Origin of the sequence: Cobetia sp. 1AS1, assembly GCF_029846435.1 — a bacterium.
Taxonomy (GTDB): domain Bacteria; phylum Pseudomonadota; class Gammaproteobacteria; order Pseudomonadales; family Halomonadaceae; genus Cobetia; species Cobetia amphilecti.
The window spans coordinates 37,326-57,676 of record NZ_JARWKU010000010.1 but is presented as its reverse complement, the minus strand read 5'-3'; the positions used below and the strand labels follow the sequence as shown (position 1 = coordinate 57,676).

Here is a 20,351-nt window from a genome sequence, read left to right as displayed (position 1 = left end):
CCGCAAGGACACCTCAGTACGGTAGTACGGCCGTCAATGTGCGCGGCTTGCTGGCTCATGCCTCGCCGCTGACGGCGATCAGGCCGTTTCCTCACTGACCAACGCGCCCAGCAGCGCGCCGATCTCGCCGTCCAGCGGCATGGCGCGACCGGTGTCGGTATTCATCAGCACGAAGGTGAAATCCGCCCTGGAGACCAGCGCCCCGGAACGCGGATGCACCTCACCCATGCGCCGCTCACCCAGGTGGATCTCCTGGCGCATGATCATCTTGCGGCGCCCGAGCTCTGACAGCCGCGTGGTGATGACCAGCTCATCATGCACGGTGGCGGGATAGTGCCAATCCAGGTTGAGGTTGACCGCTACCATCGCGATGCCTTCGCGCTTGAGTGCGGCCAGATCGAGATGCGCGAGCATGAACTCCCAGCGCCCCTCCTCATAGAACTCCAGATAGCGGGCATTGTTGACGTGCCCATAGCCATCCAGATGGTAGCCACGCACCGTCAGGGTCGTGCGACTGACGAGGCCTGCGTGATTGCCGGCGTCTGTGTGAGTGCCGACGTCTGTGCGAGTGCCGACGTCTGTGCGAGTGCCGACATCTGTGTAAGTGCCGTCCGCTGCCTGCGGTGGATTGCTGTCGTGTTGCATCCCTGCCTCCCGTCCGTGAAACGATCGCGCCGCGTGGCCATCGTCAGCTGATCTTATGCCGGTGACGGACAGAAAAACAAACGCTTGGCTGAATGATGACGCCTGCCCTGCTCGCCATCCCGGCAAGGCGGCTACTCGCCGGGCGGACCCTGCGGCGGCCTCTCGCCGCCCTCATCGTCGAGGAAGTGCCCCTTCTCGCCCATGAAGCAGCCGAAGATCTGGTTAACCCCCGGCGCGGAGGCGTGATAGTGATAGCCACGCACCGGGTCCGTCTCGCCGCCACACTCATCCAGGTCAGCGGGGATGTTGCCGTCCTTGTCCTCTCTGGCATAGATGGCATAGCCATCCAGCGCATAGCCGATCATCGGCGAATGGCCATCTTCCTGAATGCCGATCTCGGAGCAGCCAGTGGCGGTGTGATAGTGATAGCCCTCATGTGGATTGGCATGCGCGCCACAATCATCGAGCACCCCCAGGGTGTGAGAGCTCAGGATCAGCTCCAGCGGCGCCGGCGGGCCGAACAGCACGCCATTGAGCGCCACGCCGGTGTTGGAGCGGCCGGCAAGCGAGGTCGGCTCGGCGGCCGGCACCGGCACCTTGGGAATCACGACAGTCTTCTCGATGCCACCGCCCAGCTCATCCAGCGGACACTCGAGACAGAAGTTGTCGAAACCTTCGATGGGGTTCGGGTTCCCCGCCACCTCGCAACCACGTGCGCCGTCGATCACGGTGATCTCGCCCGTGTTGACGTCGTACATCTGCCACTCCTTGTCCTTGTAGAGAGTGGCCAGATTCTTGATGAACTCACCGTCCACCTGATAGAGAGTGCCCTCGCCATCCATCCAGGTGCCGCCTTCCTCCTCACCGGAGTGGATATTGGGCGGGCAGAAAGGCCCCTCCGGCGAGGTTTGCGGGTCCGCGGGCGCACCGGCCACACGGAACTGATAGCAGGCCGTCTGCGTGCCGCCGCTCAGGGTGCAGTCGACGGTCTCGACCTCACCGACGATCGCGCCCTCGGCAAACATCCTAGGCTCCAGCCCGACCGCCGCCGGGGCAGATTCGCCGTCAGCGGCTGCCTCTTTCGTGACCGTTGCACTGGTCTCGGCCGCGCTGGCCGTCTTGTCGTGGGCGTCATGCTCCCCATTGCAGCCGAACAGCAGCAGGGACAGCGCCGTCAGCGTCAGTGGTCGTGTCCGTTTCAGCGCGCTCACGCCCGAAGCTCTGCTCTTCACAAAAGCCTCCACAACCATCTCCTCAGCAGTCCCCACAGCAGTCTCTACAACAACGTCGTCGATCACTCTGCCGCCCTCCGCGTCTCAAGTCTGATGGTCTATGCCTACAGGTCGACCCCTGCTGGTCGATGCCTGCTGGTCGATTTCTGTCGGCCGATACCGCAAACCGCCAGACCGCGCACCGCCAGTTCGACTCAAGACTAGCGCCACAGCGTGCATACAGTATGTCTTTGCGCTCACGCGAGATGGTCGGCAACCGCAGTGTGACGCAGGGTCACGTCCACGGCGGATGACCCGCCGCATGAGTTTCGCCATAATATGCGCCATTCAGACGGGCAGCCCCCGTTCACCGGACTCAAGGACTGGTCGCATGTGGTTCAAGAACCTGCAACTGTATCGCCTGCACGATAGCGCACCGCTGGAAGAGGGTCGTCTCGCCGACGCCCTGCCGGAGCATGTCTTCCGCCCGGTCACCGGCGTCGAAGCCAAGCGTATCGGCTGGGTGGCACCGGGCGGTCGCAACAGCGACCTGCTGGTACACGAGATTCAGGGCCATTTCCTGATCAGCGCCCTGCGCCAGGAGCGCGTACTGCCCTCCGCCGTGGTCAAGGAAGAACTCGAGGAGCGCGTGGCCGAGCGCGAGACGGCCGAAGGCCGTCCGCTGCGTCGCCGCGAGAAGCTGACCCTCAAGGAGCAGATCTACGAGGAGCTGCTGCCGCGCGCCTTCACGCGCTCCTCGCGCACCGACCTGTGGTGGGACAGCCGGCGCGGCCTGATCGCCGTCAACGCCTCGAATGCCAAGCGCGCCGAGGAAGTGCTGGACCTGCTACGCCAGACACTGGGTACGCTCAAGGTCACGCCGCTGGCCGTTGCGCAACCGCCTTCCCAGGTGATGACCACCTGGCTGAAGGATGTCAACTCACGTCCGGAAGACCTGATCGTCGGTGACCAGGTCGAACTCAAGGCGCCGGGCGGCGAAGATGGCGTGCTGCGTGCGCGCCAGTTCGATCTCGACGGCGAGGAAATCCAGACGGCGCTGAATCTGGGCCGTGTGGTCAGCAAGCTGGCGCTGGAAGTCGATGGCCGCGTCGCGCTGGTGCTCGGTGAGGACATGGCGCTCAAGAGCCTCAAGTTCGCCGATGCCGTGGTCGATGAAGCCAACGCCCAGGATGACGGCGAAGATCCCATCCTGCGTCTGGAGACCGACTTCGCGCTGATGGCCCAGGTGCTGTCCGGCGTGATCGAGCAGATGACCGCCTGGCTGGGTGGTGAAGCCCAGCCCGCCAGCTGAGCCTTCGGCCCGCTGCCGACCTTCTCTTTTTTCAGAATGACAAACCCGGATGACGTGCGTCGATGACTGACACTGCAACACCCAAGCCTGCCACGACCAGCGAACAGGACCCGTTCGCCGATATTCGCCCCTACCACGACGACGAGGTAGCGGAGGTGCTGGTACGCCTGGAGCAGGACCGCGAGCTGCTCGACACCCTGACTCGCTTCCGCCTGCCGGGCCTGACCCAGCGCTTCCCGTGGCTGGCACGCCAGATCGCGCGCCTGGCCATCAAGCGCGAGATGATTGGCGTCAAGGACGTTGCCAGTTTCCAGAGCCGCATCGCCGTCTACATGGCGCGCATGATCCACACCACCACCACCAGCTTCGAGACGGTGGGACTGGAGCGTCTGTCCCCGGACACGCCATATCTGTTCCTGTCCAACCATCGCGACATCTCGCTGGACCCGGCCTTCGTCAACTACGCCCTCTATCGTCACGGGCGTGACACGGTGCGCATCGCCATCGGTGACAACCTGCTGCAGAAACCCTTCGTCACCGACCTGATGCGCCTCAACAAGAGCTTCATCGTGCCGCGCTCCGCCAAGGGCAAGCGCGCGATGCTGGCCGCCTACCAGTCGCTGTCGGGCTATATCCGCCACTCGCTGACCCACGACCAGCACTCCATCTGGCTGGCCCAGCGTGAAGGGCGCGCCAAGGATGGCCGTGATGGCACCGAGAGCGCCATCATCAAGATGCTGACCATGGCGGCGCGCACCGCCGACAAGACGCGTCCGTTCAGCGAGGCGGTCAGCGAGCTCAACATCGTGCCGGTGTCGATCAGCTACGAGTTCGACCCCTGTGACCTGCAGAAGGCGCGTGAGCTGGCGGCCGTCGCCAATGAAGGCCGTTACGAGAAGGTGCAGTACGAGGACATCAAGTCCATTGCGGCGGGCATCAGCGGCCACAAGGGGCGCGTCAAGCTGGTGTTCGGCAAGCCGCTCAAGGGCGACTTCGAGACCCCGGAAGACGTGGTGAAGGAAGTCGACCGCCAGGTGCTGGCCTACTACACCCTCTATCCGAGCCATCAGCTGGCACTCGAGAAGCTGGCCGCCAGCCGCCCGCAGCTGCGTGAGGAGCCGCGCCTGGCCTCGGCGCTGGATGTCTCGGCCATCAGCGGTGCCGAGCGCGCCACCTTCGAGAACCGCCTCGCAGAGGTGCCCGCAGAGCTCAAGGACTGGTGGCTGGTGCAATACGCCAACCCGATTCTCAACCGCGAAGGGCTCTCCATCGACCTCGATGAGAAGCTCGATGCCGCCGAGGCGACGGACGGCGAGAAGGTCGCGCAGTAAGACGGCGCAAGACACATCGCCCCCGCGCTTGGCACAACCAAAGCCACGAAAAAGCCACCGTCAATCGACGGTGGCTTTTTCGTGGGCCACTACTTGCGCCAGAAGCTGGGCGAGAACAGCACCAGCACGGTCAATATCTCGAGACGCCCCATCAGCATGCCGATGCACAGCAACCACTTGGCACTGTCCGGCAGGCTCGAGAAGTTGCCCGCCGGGCCGATGATCTCGCCAAGTCCCGGGCCGACGTTGGTGACGGCCGTGGCGGCGCCGGTCACCGCGGTGATCAGGTCCAGCCCGATGAACGACAGCGCCAGCGCCAGGCCACCGATGGTGATGAAGAAGAAGAACGAGAAGGCGATCACGGCGCGCACCACCTCATCGGGCAGCGCGCGGCCGTTGTAGCGCTGCGAGAAGACGCCATTGGCATGGATCAGCGAGCGCAGATGGTTGCCGAGCATGATCAGGCCGATCTGCAGGCGGAAGATCTTCATGCCGCCGCTGGTCGAGCCGCTGCAGCCGCCGACGAAGGTCAGATAGAAGAAGGCCACCACCGCAAAGGGCCCCCAGGCACTGTAGTCATCGCTGGCGTAGCCGGTGGTGGTCACCACCGAGATGACATTGAAGGTCACCTGGGTCAGCGCCGTGAAGATGGCCTCGCCATTGACGACGCGATACAGCGTCAGCAAGGCGATCACCCACCCCAGCAGCCGCAGGAAGCCGCGTACCTGGGCATCACGCCACAAGACGCCGGCCTGGTCCTGCCAGGCGCGGATGAACAGCACGAAGGGCAGCGCCCCCAGCAACATGAAAGCCGACGCCATCCACAGCAGATGGGGCCGGTCAGAATAGACGCCCATCGAGCTGTCGTAATTGGAGAAGCCGCCGGTGGCCAGCGACGTCATGCCATGCACCAGCGCATCCAGCCAGTGCATGCCACCGAGCCAGTAACAGACGATGGCCAGCAAGGTCAGCCCGACATAGACCAGCCCGATGGCCTTGGCCACGCCACCGGCACGCGGCAGCACCTTGTCGGACCAGTCCGAGGATTCGGTCTGGAACAGGCGCATGCCGCCGACCTTCAGAAACGGCAGGATCGCGATCGCCATCACGATGATGCCGATGCCGCCGACCCACTGCATCAGGCCGCGCCACAGCTTGAGGCCATCCGAGAGCCCTTCGATGTCAGACAGCACGGTCGAGCCGGTGGTGGTGATCGCCGACACCGATTCGAACACGGCATCGGTCACGCCCAGGTGGGTGGCACCGAAGATCAACGGCAGGCTCGAGTAGGCCGACACCAGCACCCAGCTCAGCGTCGTCAGCACGAACATCGCACGCGGCTTGAGCTGCAGCTCCACCTTGCGCGATACCGTCAGCATGATGGCCGCCGAGCCGAGCGTGATGCCCAGCGAGATCAGGAAGGCGCTGGCATCCGCATCCGCTTCGCCGAGCAACACCAGCAAGGGCGCCAGCATCATCAAGGCCACCACGCACAGCAGCAGGCCGAGTACCCGGATGACCGGCAACCATTCCGAGAGCGAAAGAAGGCGAACCAGCGCCTGCGAGTGCGCTCGGGTCGCCTGCCCTGCGTGAGCCCGTCTACGCAGCAGGTCCCGCGAGCCACCCTTCATGCCACCGACCTGTTGATGACAGTCATCATTGTGCGTCCTCAGCGTTTTACCCCATGACGCCCCGGGCGCCAGTCTCAGTGCGGCGATACCTTACACCCTCTTCCGCCGCTGTCCAGCGCCGCCACAGCGGTGACCCGCCGCAGGACATCACGCCCCAACACCTCACGTCAGGCGCCTTGTACCGCCCTGCAAGCTGCTATCCTGCCAACGACACGCGTAGCCACGCCGCCTGCTCAGTGCCAACACGCCTGAGTCCGGTTGGGCTGCCCAACCCCTGTGCGGTACACTGAGACCCCAATATGGCAACGATGCGTTCACGGACAAGAACCTCATGCGTCTGACTGATTGGCGAGCCTGGCAGGCGAGTGCGACCCGCACCGCCCACGACAGCCGCGTAGATATCACCCCCTCCCCGCGTGCCGAGCAAGTCCCGGCCATGCAGCGTCGCCGACTCAGCCCGGTCGGCCAGGCCTGCTGCAAGCTGCTGTTCGCGCTCGACCCTGACGCCGACCTGCCCATCATCCATGCCTCGCGCCATGGCGATACCGGCAAGATTCTCGCCCTGCTGGATGCCGCCACCCAGTCCGACGAAGCCCTGTCACCGGCACGCTTCTCGCTCTCGGTGCACAACGCCGTGCTGGGCATGTACTCGATCACCGGCAAGTCCCATCAGCCGCTGGAAGCCCTCGCCGCCTGCGGCAACGAATTCGAGGCGCTGATGAGCGAGGCGCTCGGCTATCTGAGCGAGCGCGAGGACGTCATCGTGCTGTTTTCCGACATCGCCGCGCCGGAGGCCTTCCTGCACCACGGTGACTACCCGGCCTGCGCCAGCGCCGTCGCCCTGCGCCTGAGCCGCAGCAGTGACGATGACAGCGCATGGACACTGAGCGCCACGCCTGACGAGTCGTTGACGGACAGCGCCCCGACGCCGCTTGAGGTCATCGCCTGGCTCGAGCAGGCCGGGGCTGAGACGCTCGCCTGTCGTCGCCATCACTGGCAGCTGAGCCGCGCTCACGCCGCCTCACCGACGCCGCAAGCAGACTGATGCCGCGCATGCTGTCGTCACCCCTCGGGCGCCTGTGGCGTGGCATCGCCACGGCCATCAGCTTCCTGACCTTCGGGCTGGGCGGCTTGCTGGTGGGGGGGATGTGGCCCCTGCTGACACTGGTGGTACGCCGCCCCGACAAGCGACAGAAGCTCGCACGCAGCATCATCCATCACTGCATGCGCGGCTTCGTGGGTCTGATGCGCGGCCTGGGCGTGCTCGACTATCGCTTGCACGACTGCGAGCGCCTGCAACGCCCGGGCCTGCTGGTGCTGGCCAATCACCCGACGTTGATCGACGTGGTCTTCCTGCTCGCGCTGATTCCCCACGCCGACTGCGTGGTCAAGGGGCGGCTGGCACGCAACCCCTTCACCCGTGGCCCCATCCGCGCCGCGGGCTACATCACCAATGAAGAGCCGCAGGGCGTGCTCGAGGCCGCCGGCGCGAGCCTGGCGCGCGGCAATGCCTTGATCCTGTTTCCGGAAGGCACGCGCAGCGTGCCCGGGCGGGCGCTGAAATTCCGCCGCGGCGCCGCCAACATCGCGCTGCGCACGCCAAGCGAGATCACCCCCGTGCTGATCGACTGCCAGCCCAGCACCCTGACCAAGGGCGAGCCCTGGTATCACATCCCGGCCCAGCGGGTGATGCTCAATATCAAGGTGCTGCCGGACATGACGGCGCATGTCGCACCGCCACCGGCAGCAGAGGATGAGGTGCCGCTGTCACGCGATGCCCGCCAGTTGACGCGCCGCCTGGCCAGCGATTTTGCCGCTGAGCTGGCCGCCTTCCAGCAACGGATTCGCGAGTCATGACAACGCGCTGCGCCGCACTGCCCCTGAGCTTGATGCTGGTCAGATAGCGAGAAAAACGGATTAAGATATTCGGCCTTCCCGCCGTTAATAAAGCCTGCTGCCATTCATACCGGCCATTATCGGTACGCCGACACGAGGAATACTCATGAGCGATAGCGCCAAGCTGGAACTGGAACTCAAGCAACTGATCATCGACACCCTGGAGCTTGAGGACATCACGCCGGACGACATCGTCGCCGATGAGCCGCTGTTCGTGGACGGCCTGGGTCTGGATTCGATTGACGCCCTGGAGCTCGGTCTCGCGCTGCAGAAGCAGTACGGCATCACGCTGGACGCCGAAGCCGAGGACACTCGCGCGCATTTCGCCAGCCTCAATGCCCTGCGTGAACTCGTGGAGGCCCGTCGTGAGCGCTGAGCAACAGACCGCGTCCCGCGAAGAGATCTATGCCCATGTGCGCAGCACCCTGATCGAGCTGTTCGAGATCGATGCCGCTGACATCCACCCCGAGGCGCTGCTCTATGAAGACCTCGACATCGACAGCATCGATGCGGTGGACCTGGTGGTCGAACTCAAGAAGTTCACCGGCCGTCGCATCGAAGCCAATGACTTCAAGAGCGTACGCAGCCTCGATGATGTCGTGACTGCCGTCGAGCAGCTGATGCAGCGCCAGGCATGACGTCATTGTCCTCTGGTCGAGGGCGGCGCCCGTCACTGACGAGCCTGCTGCTCGGCGGGCTGGGCGTGGTGGCCGCCGTGTGCTGGCCGCTGCTGGTCTATGCCCTGCTCTCGCGGCTGACGGCAGACCCGGCGGGCGACGCGACCAGCGGACATGTCTCGCCCTGGGTGTGGGCACTGATCGCGCTGGGGGCCTTGCTGATCCAGCGTCTGCCCCTGCCGTTGATCCTGCGCCTGACGCTGGCCGCGCTGCTGATCGCCATCAGCCTGCTCAGCGAGGCGGAACTGGGGCTGCGCGCCTATCCGGTGCTGGTCAATCTGGCCATGCTCAGCGTGTTCGCCACCAGTCTGTGGCGCGGCATGCCGGTCATCGAGCGTCTGGCGCGTCTGCAGGAGCCTGATCTGCCCGCCGCCGGCGTGCGTTATACCCGCAAGGTCACCCGAGTGTGGTGCGGCTTCTTCGTCTTCAATGCCAGTGTCGCCGCGGCCACGGCGCTGTATGCCGACCTCGCGACCTGGACGCTCTACAACGGCCTGGTGAGCTACGTGCTGATGGGGCTGCTGTTCTGCGGCGAATGGCTGGTACGCCGTCGCCTGCGCCGCGCCGATGGCTGAGCCTGGTTATCGATGAGCTTGGTTATCGATGAGCTTGGTTATCGATGAGCTTGGCTATCGATGAGCTCGGCTATCGATAGCTGAGTCCATGCATTGATTCGCCCCGCGTGGATTTGCCCGGCGTGGATTTGCCCGGCGTGGATTCGCCCGGCGTGGATACGTCCCCAGATGAATTCGACTTTCTGAAGAGTTGCCTGCCTCACATGTCTGATGCCCGCCAGCCTACCAGCCTCGCCACCGCACGCTCCACTGAGCAAGACGCCGCCCTGCGCGCCACCTCCCTCATCCATCAGGGCTGGCGCCAGCTCGCCCGACTCGCGCCCGCGGCGCCGGCCTGCTGGCTGGCCAGTCCCGGTCAGCCGCTGCGCCCGCTGAGTCGTGCCGAGATGATGGCACGCGTCGATGCCTGGCATCAGTGGCTGGACAACCTGCCCGCAGCGCATGCTGGCCGCCGGCCCGGTGCACGCTGGGTGCTGTTCCAGCCCACGGCGCTTGGCGCCTGCGTGCAGCTGCTGGCGCTGTGGGAGCGCGGCATGCTCGCCGTGCTGCCCGGCGATGACCGCCCGGAAACCCTGGCCCGCCTGGCCGAGAGCTGTGATGGCAAGCTGCCCGAGACCAGCGCCGCTGGCTGGCCGCCGGAGCAATCCGGCGCTGCCAGCTCTGTTGCCGCACCGAATACACCGTTCGAGATCACACCCGACGGCGCGCGTCTCGCGCTGGAGCTCTGCACCTCCGGCTCCACCGGCGAGCCGCTGCGCATCGCCAAGCGCTTCGATCAGCTCGAGGCCGAACTGGCCGTGCATCGCACGCTGTGGCCGCTGGCGACGGACGCTTCAGGCACTGACTCAGCGTCTGAGCCAGGCACCGTCAGCCTCAGCCAGGTCAGTCACCAGCACATCTACGGTCTGCTGGTGTCGCTGCTGCGCCCGCTCAGCGAAGGGGTGCCGTTTCTCAGCGAAGCCTGTCATTACCCGGAGCAGCTGGCCGCCGCCATCGCGCAGCTGTCCGGCCTCGGGCATCGCTGCCAGCTGGTCAGCTCGCCGGCCCAGCTGGCGCGCCTGCCCCAGACCAGTGACGAGAGCCGCGTGGCGGGCCAGGCTCAGGATCAGGAACAGGCTCAGCTGTTGCGGGTCTTCTCTTCAGGTGCCCCGCTGCCGGCCGAGGCCGCCCGCCACGCCGAGAACTGCCTGCAGGCGCCGGTGATCGAGATCTACGGCAGCACCGAGACGGGTGGCATCGCGCATCGCCGCCAGCACGAGACGCCCCACTGGACACCGCTGCCGGAGGTCGAGCTCCGCTTCTCGCCCGACTTCGCGGTGCGCTCGCCGTTTCTGGAACAGCCCGACCAGTGGTGGCAGCAGGCCGACAACGCCGCGCCACTGACGCCTGAGCCGCCGTCGCAAGGCGAGCAGAATAATGCGCCACGCTTTCAGCTGCTGGGGCGCAGTGATCGCCTGGTCAAGCTGGCCGGCAAGCGGGTCTCGTTGAGCGCGGTGGAGCGCTGCCTCAGCGCGCAAGCGGAGGTGCTGGAAGTACGTTGCCTGCCGATGCCCACACGCGATCATCGCCTGGGCGCAGTGGTGGTGATGGAAGAGAGCACGCTACCGCAGGACCACGCCAGCCGCCGTGATCTGATCGCGCGTCTGCGGCGTGCGCTGATGCCGGGCTTCGAGCGCATCGCCCTGCCGCGCTACTGGCGCTTCGTCACGCGCCTGCCGCTGAATGCCCAGGGCAAGTTCACGGCGGACTCCGTCGCGCGACTGTTTGCCGATCTCGACGATCATCGTCTGCCACGCTGGCTGGGCGAAACCTCCAGCGGTCCGCAGCAGCTGACGCTGGAAGCCGAGGTGCCCGACAGCCTGTGCTACCTCGAGGGTCATTTCGCCGCCCAGCCACTGGTGCCCGGCGTGGTGATGCTCAAGTGGGCTCGCGATCTCGGTCGCCGCCTGCGCCTGGCGGGCGTCGGCGTGCAGGAAAGCCGTTTTCAGCGTCTGGAGCGCATCAAGTTCTCCAACCTGTTGCTGCCGGGCATGCGCTTCTCGCTGGCCGCGACACTGGTCGCCGACAGCCACGGCCTGCGCGTCGACTTCCGCCTGGAATCCCGCGCAGGCCTGCATGCCAGCGGCCGCTTGCGCTACGGTGCTGATACCGATAGCGCACCTCTCAGTTCGCCACTTAGTTCGCCACTTAGTTCGCCACTTAGTTCACCCCAGACGACACCCACACCGGAGGCGTCATGAGCCAGCCCCAGGCGCCGATGACCGGCCACACATCCTCTCCCCCCAGCCGCGAGTCGTCACTGCGCGCCTGCGTGGTGATTCCGGTCTACGACCACCCCGCCACCATCGCCGGCGTGTGCGCGGGTCTGGCACCGCTCGGGCTGCCCATCGTGCTGGTGGATGATGGCTGCAGCGCGCCCTGCGCCGAGGTGCTGGATCAGCTGGCGGCCGAGGGTCATCACCTGGTGCGCCGTGAGCAGAATGGTGGCAAGGGTGCTGCCGTGCGCAGTGGGCTGCAGGCTGCCGAGCAGCTCGGCTTCACCCATGCCCTGCAGGTGGATGCCGATGGACAACACGACGTCAGTGATCTGCCCGCCTTCCTCAACGGCATGCAGGAAAATCCCGACTGCCTGCAGATCGGCTACCCCGAATACGACGCCAGCGTGCCGCGCATCCGCTTCTATGGCCGCTACGCCTCGCACATCTGGGTGTGGATCAACACCCTGTCGCTGGCCATCCGCGACACCATGTGCGGCGTGCGCCTCTACCCGCTGGCCGCCACCAACCGGCTGCTGGCGCGTCATGACTGTGGCGATCGCATGTCCTTCGACACCGAGGTGCTGGTGCGCTGGTACTGGGCCGATGGCGAGGTCGCCAACCTGCCGGTGCATGTCAGCTATCCCACCGGAGGCGTCAGCCACTTCCGCCCCGGTCACGACAACCTGTTGATCAGCGCCATGCACACGCGGCTGTTCCTCGGCATGCTGCTGCGCTCACCAAAACTGGCCTGGCGCACGCTGAAGGGGCTGGGCGGCAAGGCACAGTCTCCCAGCACTCACACCATGTCGCCGTCAGAATCAAAGCCGCAAGCCGATGAAAGTTCTGCACCCAATCACTGGGCCCGTCTGTCCGAGACCGGCTCGTTGAGCGGCATGCGCCTGATGGTGACGATTCGTCGTCGCCTCGGTGCCTGGCCGTTTCGCATCTCGCTTTTTCCGGTGCTGGTGTGGTACTTCCTGCTGCGCGGGGTGGCGCGGCGTGCCTCCTTCGACTTCCTCAAGCGCCTTGAGCCAGAGCTTGGCGGCGTGCGCCTGTGGGCGAAAAGCTTCACCCACTTCATGCAGTTCGGTGAGGCGATCATGGACAAGGTCTCGGCCTGGAGCGGCGAGATTCCGCTGTCCTCGCTGACCGGCACCGGCCCGGAAGACCTGCGTGACGCCGCGCTGCGTGGCGAGGGCGGCATCATCCTCGTCGCCCACCACGGCAATCTGGATGTGATCAATGCCATCGGCGAGCGCCACGACATCGACCTGTGTGCGCTGGTGCACACGCGCCACGCCGAGAAGTTCAATCAGCTGCTGGAGCAGGCCACCGGGCGCAAGCCGCCGCAGATGATCGAGGTCAGCGAGATCACGCCTGCCACCGCCATGGCGCTGGGTGATCGCGTCAATCGCGGCGGCTTCGTGGTCATCGCCGCCGACCGCGTGCCGATTCCGCCCACCGCCGACGATGGCAAGGCAGATGCCAAGGCCGACACCCCTCCGGCAGAAGGCAGCAGGCCCGCGTCGCCGGCCAGTGCCGCTGCATCACCACGCGTGCTGCACTGTGACTTCATCGATCAGCCCGCGCCCTTCCCGCAGGGGCCCTTCATGCTGGCCGCGCTGCTGCGCTGTCACGTCTATACCCTGAGCTGCATTCGCGAACAGGGCGGCGCCCATCCGCGTTTCCGGGTCGACTTCGCACCCTTCGATGACAGCCGCGCCGTCAAGCGCAGCGGTCGCGAGGCGTGGATCCAGCAGGCCATGCAGCGCCACGCCCGTCATCTGGAAGCGCGCGTGAAGCGCCATCCGCTGCAGTGGTTCAACTTCTTCGATTTCTGGCATCAGGCGCCTGACAGCACGTCGAATCCAGACAGCACGTCGGCTCCGAAACAGGACGCCTGATCCGCGCCGGGCCTGCGACAACGACGCATCGCGCCCGGCTCTGCAGCCTTCACCTTGTTCGGTCTTCACGTTCAGCGCATTTTCACGCTTCTCTCTTCGCCAGGTACCTCGTCATGTCACAGCCCGCCACCTCTTCCTCCGCCCTGATTCTCGACGGCAGTGATATCACCCTCGAGCAGTTGATCGATGTCGCCGAAGGCCGCCGCGACGTGCGCCTGACCCCGGATGCCGCCTTCCGCGCCCGTATCGAGGCCGGCCCGGCCCTGCTGGAACGCCTGCTGGAAGAAGAAGGCGTGGTCTACGGCGTCACCACCGGTTACGGAGATTCCGTGACGCGTGCCGTGCAGGGGGCAAAGGACCTCGAAGCCCTGCCGCGCCACCTCTACACCTTCCACGGCTGTGGCATGGGCGCGGACCTGGATGTGGTCAGCAGTCGCGCGGTGGTGATGGTGCGCCTCGTCTCGCTGTGCCGGGGTGTCTCCGGGGTCAGCATGGCGCTGCTGGAGCGCCTCGTGTGGCTGCTCAATCACGACATCCTGCCGCGCATTCCCGAGGAAGGCTCGGTGGGCGCCAGCGGCGATCTCACCCCGCTGTCCTATGTGGCCGCCGTGCTGTGTGGCGAGCGTGAGGTCTGGGTGCGTCCCGGCGCAGGCCAGCCCCACGCGTTGCGCCCGACGGCGGAGGTCTTCGCGGCACACGGCCTGACACCCTATGTGCTGCGCCCCAAGGAAGGGCTGGCACTGATGAACGGCACCGCCGTGATGACGGCCCTCGCCGCGCTGGCCTACGGCCGCACCACCTACCTCAGCCGCCTGAGCGCGCGCATCACCGCGCTCAGCGTGCAGGCACTGGAAGGCAACCCCTACCACTTCGATGCTGACCTGTTCGCTGCCAAGCCGCATCCCGGTCAGGCCCGCGTGGCCCGGTGGCTGCGCGATGATCTCGCCCACCCGGCGGCGCCGGAAGTCGACGCCACACCGATCAACTCGCCGCGCCTGCAGGACCGCTACTCGACGCGCTGCGCGCCCCACGTCATCGGCGTGGTCGAGGACAGCCTCAGCTGGTGGCGCAGTTTTCTCGAGACCGAGCTCAACAGCGCCAACGACAACCCGCTGATCGATGTCGAGGCCGGCAAGATTCTCCACGGCGGCCACTTCTACGGCGGCCATGTGGCGATGGTGATGGACAGCCTCAAGACGGCGGTCGCCAACCTGGCCGACCTGCTCGACCGCCAGCTGGCACTGCTGGTCGACAGCCGCTACAACCGTGGCCTGCCCAGCAACCTCAGCGGTGCCACGCTCGAGCGCGCGCCGCTCAATCATGGCTACAAGGCGGTGCAGATCGGCGCCTCGGCCTGGACGGCGGAAGCCCTCAAGCTGACCATGCCCGCCAGCGTCTTCTCGCGTTCCACCGAGTGCCACAATCAGGACAAGGTCAGCATGGGCACCATCGCCGCGCGTGATGCGCTGCGCGTGCTGACACTGGTGGAACAGGTCGCCGCCGCCACCCTGCACGCCGCCGTGCAGGGCAGCGAGCAGCGCGCCGACATCACGGGCCAAGCCGCCACGCCGCCCAGGCTGGCCGCCTTCACCCGTGAGCTGCGTGAAGACATCGCGCCCCTCGAGGAAGATCGTGGCCTGGAAGCCGACCTGCGCCTGCTGTGCGCGCGCATCCGTGAGCGCCATTGGACCCTGAGTGCCGGCGAGGCCCACGCATGAACGAGAAAGAAGCCTTGAGCAAGAAAGAAGCTATGAGCGGGGCAGCCTTGAGCGAGGAAAAAGCCTTGAGCGAGAAACAAGCCATGAATCAGCCAGCCGACACCCCGATGCCGACCGCCACGGTAGAGATGGAAGTGCCCTTCCACGACGTCGACATGATGGAAGTCGCCTGGCACGGCCATTACGTGCGCTATCTCGAGATCGCCCGCTGCAAGCTGCTCGACATGCTCGATTACAACTACCCGCAGATGCGCGATTCCGGCTACGCCTGGCCGGTGATCGACCTGCGCCTGCGCTATGCCGGCCCGGCGCGCTTCGGCCAGCGTATCGCCGTCACCGCACGGCTGCGCGAGTGGGAGAATCGCCTCAAGCTCGACTACGTGATCCGCGATGTCGAGAGCGGCAAGCGCCTGACCCGCGGCTACAGCGTGCAGGTCGCGGTCGGGTTGGAGGATGGCGAGATGCTGCTGGCCTCGCCCGCCGCGCTCAGCGAGCGGCTGGCCGCCTGGCAGGACAATCAGTCGCAAGTCAGTCAGTCACGCTCCAGCGACGAAGATGCGCCTGCCACCTCGAACCCGACACAAGGAACGCCGTGATGACGTCACGCCTTGCCATTGCCGCCACTGCCCTGCTGCTGACTGCCGGTGCCCCCTGGGCCAGCGCATCCGAGACCAGTGCCTCAGAGACCAGTGCTCCCAAGACCAGCGCCGCCAAATTCGACGCTCGTGCCCTGACGCAACAGCTGGCGCGCACCGCCCCTGTCTGCGGTGGCTTCCAGCAGACACGCTGGCTCGAGGATGTCGGCGCAGAGCTCGAGAGCCGGGGTCATTTCCGTCTGATCGGTGACCCGAACGCTCCCGAAGGCCTGGTGTGGGAAACCACTTCGCCGATTGAAGACCGTCTCGAGATGCGCCCCGATGCCAGCGAAGGCCCGAATGGAGAACCGCTGCCGGCCGACCAGCAGGCGATGGCGGAACTGCTGATCAGCTTCTTCCACGGCGACTGGCAGGCGCTCGAGGAGCACTTCTCCCTCACGTTGACGGGTACGCCGGATGATTGGCAGGCCAGCCTGACGCCCAACGATGCCCGTCTGGCCGAGGCCATCGAGCGTCTCGAGATCGACGGTGGCAGCTGGCTGGAACACGTGAACCTCGACAGCGGCGACGGTGACCGCCTTGAGCTGGCGCTCACCGCCGGCGGTCACTGCGAGCGATGACGTCACCCAGCCATGAGCCGCGCAAGGGCCTGGATCGCGCCATCTGGCGCTGGCTGTGGGCCGCCGCCCTGCTGCTGTGCGCCCTGCTGCTGGCCGCGAAGATCGTCCCGCAGAGCCCCTGGCGCGGGGCGATCGACACCCGCATCACCGCCATGCTGCCACAGCAGGAACGCAGCCCGTTGGCGGCGCGCGCCGAATCGCTGGATGACACCGCCAACCGGCTGGTGATTCTGGTCGGCAGTCGCGATGCCAGCGCCGCCGCACGCAAGCAGCGTGACGCTGCCGCCCAGGCGCTGCGTCAGGCGCTCGCGCCCATCGCGAGGCTGGATGACGGCAAGAGTCTCGAAAGCCTGCGCCTGCCGGCAGAGGTCCAGCCGGCGCTGATCGCCCCGTCGCTTGCAGGCCTGAGTGACGATGACTGGCAGGCGCGCGCCCTCAGGCAGCTGTTCCAGCCCGGCGGCCAGCGCGACCTGATCCGCGACCCATTCGGTCTCGCAGGCGCCTGGCAGAGCTGGCTGACGCCCGCCAACCTGTCGCTGTCCGGCGGCCAGCTGTTGCTGCACGCGCCGGCTTCCGCTGGCTCAGACCGTGACGAACAGGACAGCGACGGAAAGGGCAGCGACCAGCCCGGCAACGGCTATCGCCTGATCAGCGCCACCCTGACGGGCAGCGCCTATGCGATGAGTGACCAGCAGGAGCTGGAGCAGGCCGTGAATGGCGTGACGGCCGACTATCCCGACATCCGGCTGCTGCGCTCCGGACTGGTCTTCCATGCCAGCAACGGCGCGCAGCAGGCCAAGCAGGAGATGTCGACCATCGGGCTCGGCTCGCTGATCGGCGTGCTGCTGTTGCTGTGGGCGGTGTTCCGCACCCCACGGCGGCTGCCATTGCTGCTGGTGCCGGTGGCCACGGGCGTGCTGTTCGCGCTGCCGCTGACCTGGTGGGCCTTCGGCAGCCTGCATGTGCTGACGCTGGCCTTCGGCGCCAGCCTGATCGGCATCTCCATCGATTACGTGCTGCATCTGGAGTGCATGCGCCGCCTGGCGACGACGAATGGCCGTGGCGGGCTCGCCGCGCTGTGGCCAGGCCTGACGCTGGGGCTGTGCTCCAGCCTCGCTGCCTATCTGGCCATCACCCTGACGCCGATGCCCGGTCTGCGCCAGATGGGCATGTTCGCGGCGCTCGGCTTGATCGGTGCCTGGCTGAGCGTGCGCCTGTGGCTGCCACAACTGTCACTGCCGGCGCAGGCCACCCGCGTGGACTCCCCCGCCGCCCGCGCCGCAGGCTGGCTGGCGCGCGCCATTCCCGGCAAGCGCTGCTGGCAGGCACTGGGCCTGCTGCTGCTGGCCGCGCTGGCCAGCCTCTACGGACTGCGCAGCGATGACCGCCTCACGCAGCTCAACCCCTCGCCTGCGTCTCTGATCAATGAGCAACGCGAGGTCCAGCGCCTGCTCGCCGAACCGGACGGCCTGCGCTACCTGATCGTGCAGGCCGAGACTGACGCCGCTCTGCTCACGCGCCTGCATGCGCTGGAAGGCACCTTCCAGCAGCTGAATGCACGCCAGCAGCTGGGTCACTGGGCGAGCCTCGCTCAGCAACTGCCGACACTTGAACAGCAGCAGGCCAACCTCGGCGCCATGCGTGAGCGCACCCGCACCCTGCTGCCCCAGGTGCTGAGCACCGCAGGCCTGCCGCCCGAGCTGGTCACACGTGCCGAGCAGGCCATCGCAGACGCCCACCCGCTGCGCCCGGCCGATTGGGTCGCGCTGCCCGCCGGTGAGATGGGCCAGCGACTGTGGCTCGATTCGCGCAGCGCCGCCATCGGCATCGTGCGCTTCGGCGATGTCACGGCTGAGGGCAGCGCAGCGCTTGCGCGCCTCGCCGCGGATGACGACAGCCTCGAGTACGTCGATCAGGTCGCCAGGCTCTCGACGACGCTGGGCAGGATTCGCAGCGAGATGGCCTGGCTGGTCGGCGGCGCGGTGGTCTTGATCAGCCTGCTGCTGGCGCTGCGCTATCGCCGTAACACCTGGCGAGCCCTGCTGCCGCCACTGGGCGGACTGGTACTGACGCTGTCGGCCCTGACGCTGGCAGGCGTCGGCCTCAACCTCTTCCACCTGCTGGGCCTGTTGCTGGTCCTCGGGATTGGCCTGGATGCCGGCATCTTCTGTGCCGAGCATCCTGCGCGCAGCGCAGAAAAAAGCAGTGCGGGCATCTTCTGTGCCGAGCATCCCGCGCGCAGCGCAGAGAAAAGTAATCCCACGCGCAGCGCGAATGAAAAAGCCGAACAAGGCAAAGCACAGACCAGCGCCAGCCGTGCATCGCAGGCCAGCCTGCTGGCGATTTCACTGTCGTGCGCCTCCAGCCTGCTAGCCTTTGGGTTGTTGAGCTTCAGTCAGACACCGGCACTGGCGGCACTGGGGCTGGCCTGCCTGCTGGGGCTGAGCGCCACCTGGTGCCTGGTGCCCTTCGCGCGCAGTTGAGGCGGGTCTGAAGCGAAAGACAAGCAAGCCGCAGGGAACGCAGCGCAGCATGAACACATAACGATAACGATATCGACAATGACAGGGGACGATGCCATGGAATCGGCAGATCGCAGCAACAACCCACCACGCAAGGAAGTCATCATCATCGGCGCCGGACCCGCCGGCGCGGCGGCGGCGGCGTGGCTGGCACGCGCGGGCCATGCGGTGCGCGTACTGGAGCGCAGCCACTTCCCGCGCTTCTCCATCGGCGAGAGCCTGCTGCCACGTTGCATGCAGCATCTGGAGGCCTGCGGCTTGATGGAGGCTGCCGCCGCCGGTGGCTATCAGCGCAAGACCGGTGCGGCCTTCACCCGCCGCGGCGAGCATCGCGTGATCGACTTCCGCGACAAGTTCAGCGACGGCCCCGGCACTACCTGGCAGGTGGAGCGCGCCGACTTTGATCAGCGCTTGATCGAGGGCGCGCGGGCGGCGGGCGCCGAGGTCGAATTCGGTGTCACGGTCACGGGCTTCACTCCCGCCCGCCCCGCGCAGAGCGACGCCACCGGCCATGCGCAGGGGCCGCGCCTGACGCTGGAAGATGGCCGCGAGCTTGAGGCCGCCTTCGTGCTGGATGCCAGCGGCTATGGCCGCGTGCTGGCGCGGCTCGAATCGCTTGAGCGCGACCCGCGTCTGGAGCCGCGCATGGCGCTGTTCGGCCATGTCCACGATGGCATCGCCGACCTCGCGCCGCCCGCCGAGGGCTATCGCCGCGACAATATCCTGATCGCCTCGCATCCGACGCATCCCGATGTCTGGTACTGGCTGATTCCCTTCGCCAATGGCCGCGCCTCGCTGGGCGTGGTCGGCCCGCGCGAGCTGATCGAGCCTGCCGCCGAGGACGATGCGCAGACACGCCTGTGGCAGTGGGTGATGGAAGAACCGCGCCTGGCGGAGCTGCTGCGTGATGCTCGACCGGCCAACGCCGTGCAGTCGCTGGGCGGTTACAGCGCCGATGTCAGTCGCCTGCATGGCCCGGGCTATGCGCTGCTCGGCAATGCCGGCGAGTTTCTGGACCCGGTGTTCTCCTCCGGCGTGACCATCGCCCTGGAATCGGCGCTGCGTGCCGCGCCGCTGGTCGCGCGTGAGCTTACCGCGACCCGCGATGAGCAGCGCCCCGACTGGGCCAGCGAATACGAGCAGCCGCTACGGCGTGGCATCGAGGTCTTCCGCGAATTCGTCACCGCCTGGTACGACAGCCGCCTGACCGACATCATCTATCATCCCGAGCCGCATGCGCGGATTCGCCAGATGATCAGCGCGGTGCTCGCCGGTTACGCCTGGGACACGGCCAACCCCTTCGTCAGCGCCAGTCGCCGCCGCCTGACGGCCCTTGCCAGACTGACCGTGCCCGAACAGACACTCGCGCCAGACGCGGTGCAGGAGAGCGACCCGGTGGCTGACCTCAGCGCCTTCGGCCGCGCAGCAAGCGTCGGCGAGAACAGGTAAAGTAGC

17 protein-coding genes are annotated in these 20,351 nt (G+C 66.5%); 14 read left to right on the top strand and 3 right to left on the bottom strand.

The features are described from left to right. Positions 1–78 precede the first annotated feature (78 nt). Positions 79–645: a thioesterase family protein gene (locus QD280_RS14770; RefSeq protein ID WP_279839848.1), complete on the bottom strand. Its 567-nt coding sequence runs from the start codon at positions 643–645 to the stop codon at positions 79–81. A gap of 131 nt (positions 646–776) precedes the next feature. Beyond that, complete coding sequence (locus QD280_RS14765) at positions 777–1,856, bottom strand: YHYH protein (protein ID WP_279839847.1); 1,080 nt, start codon at positions 1,854–1,856, stop codon at positions 777–779. Between the two features lie 391 nt (positions 1,857–2,247). On the opposite strand from QD280_RS14765, the gene QD280_RS14760 reads away from it, so the two are divergent. Beyond that, entirely contained in the window at positions 2,248–3,168 is a 921-nt protein-coding gene (locus tag QD280_RS14760; protein ID WP_279839846.1) for a recombination-associated protein RdgC, read from the top strand. 62 nt (positions 3,169–3,230) lie between these two features. Continuing rightward, positions 3,231–4,499 (top strand): 1-acyl-sn-glycerol-3-phosphate acyltransferase, encoded by a 1,269-nt coding sequence (locus tag QD280_RS14755; RefSeq protein WP_279839845.1) that lies wholly within the window; start codon positions 3,231–3,233, stop codon positions 4,497–4,499. Between the two features lie 89 nt (positions 4,500–4,588). Here QD280_RS14755 and QD280_RS14750 read toward each other — a convergent pair whose 3' ends face one another. Further along, positions 4,589–6,130: a TrkH family potassium uptake protein gene (locus QD280_RS14750; protein WP_279839844.1), complete on the bottom strand. Its 1,542-nt coding sequence runs from the start codon at positions 6,128–6,130 to the stop codon at positions 4,589–4,591. Between the two features lie 331 nt (positions 6,131–6,461). Between QD280_RS14750 and QD280_RS14745 the strand changes: the two genes are divergently transcribed. The 12 genes from QD280_RS14745 to QD280_RS14690 all read left to right on the top strand — a co-directional run bounded on the left by QD280_RS14745 (position 6,462) and on the right by QD280_RS14690 (position 20,345). After that, a complete protein-coding gene (locus tag QD280_RS14745; RefSeq protein ID WP_279839843.1) occupies positions 6,462–7,175 on the top strand; it encodes a beta-ketoacyl synthase chain length factor in 714 nt (237 codons plus the stop codon). 8 nt (positions 7,176–7,183) lie between these two features. Further along, the gene (locus tag QD280_RS14740) at positions 7,184–7,987 is read left to right on the top strand and encodes a lysophospholipid acyltransferase family protein (protein ID WP_279839842.1); all 804 of its coding nucleotides are present in this window, start codon (positions 7,184–7,186) and stop codon (positions 7,985–7,987) included. Between the two features lie 145 nt (positions 7,988–8,132). Continuing rightward, on the top strand, positions 8,133–8,402 hold the full coding sequence (locus tag QD280_RS14735; protein WP_043331448.1) for a phosphopantetheine-binding protein: 270 nt from the start codon (positions 8,133–8,135) through the stop codon (positions 8,400–8,402). Next, positions 8,392–8,664, top strand: a complete 273-nt coding sequence (locus QD280_RS14730) for an acyl carrier protein (RefSeq protein WP_043331449.1) — start codon at positions 8,392–8,394, stop codon at positions 8,662–8,664. The genes QD280_RS14735 and QD280_RS14730 overlap by 11 nt, the downstream gene beginning before the upstream one ends. Continuing rightward, positions 8,661–9,278 (top strand): hypothetical protein, encoded by a 618-nt coding sequence (locus QD280_RS14725; RefSeq protein WP_279839841.1) that lies wholly within the window; start codon positions 8,661–8,663, stop codon positions 9,276–9,278. Before QD280_RS14730 ends, QD280_RS14725 begins: the two co-directional genes overlap by 4 nt. Before the next feature lie 203 nt (positions 9,279–9,481). Beyond that, positions 9,482–11,518 (top strand): AMP-binding protein, encoded by a 2,037-nt coding sequence (locus QD280_RS14720; protein WP_279839840.1) that lies wholly within the window; start codon positions 9,482–9,484, stop codon positions 11,516–11,518. After that, positions 11,515–13,440 carry a glycosyltransferase family 2 protein gene (locus QD280_RS14715; RefSeq protein WP_279839839.1) on the top strand — a complete coding sequence of 642 codons (1,926 nt, stop codon included), beginning with the start codon at positions 11,515–11,517 and terminating at the stop codon, positions 13,438–13,440. Before QD280_RS14720 ends, QD280_RS14715 begins: the two co-directional genes overlap by 4 nt. Before the next feature lie 113 nt (positions 13,441–13,553). Next, a complete protein-coding gene (locus QD280_RS14710) occupies positions 13,554–15,158 on the top strand; it encodes an aromatic amino acid ammonia-lyase (RefSeq protein ID WP_279839838.1) in 1,605 nt (534 codons plus the stop codon). Between the two features lie 65 nt (positions 15,159–15,223). Further along, positions 15,224–15,754 (top strand): acyl-CoA thioesterase, encoded by a 531-nt coding sequence (locus QD280_RS14705; protein ID WP_279832205.1) that lies wholly within the window; start codon positions 15,224–15,226, stop codon positions 15,752–15,754. Further along, positions 15,754–16,374 carry a LolA-related protein gene (locus QD280_RS14700; protein WP_279839837.1) on the top strand — a complete coding sequence of 207 codons (621 nt, stop codon included), beginning with the start codon at positions 15,754–15,756 and terminating at the stop codon, positions 16,372–16,374. Before QD280_RS14705 ends, QD280_RS14700 begins: the two co-directional genes overlap by 1 nt. Then, entirely contained in the window at positions 16,371–18,857 is a 2,487-nt protein-coding gene (locus QD280_RS14695) for a hypothetical protein (protein WP_279839836.1), read from the top strand. The genes QD280_RS14700 and QD280_RS14695 overlap by 4 nt, the downstream gene beginning before the upstream one ends. A 96-nt stretch (positions 18,858–18,953) precedes the next feature. Then, positions 18,954–20,345 carry a tryptophan 7-halogenase gene (locus tag QD280_RS14690; RefSeq protein ID WP_279839835.1) on the top strand — a complete coding sequence of 464 codons (1,392 nt, stop codon included), beginning with the start codon at positions 18,954–18,956 and terminating at the stop codon, positions 20,343–20,345. Positions 20,346–20,351: the final 6 nt, after the last annotated feature.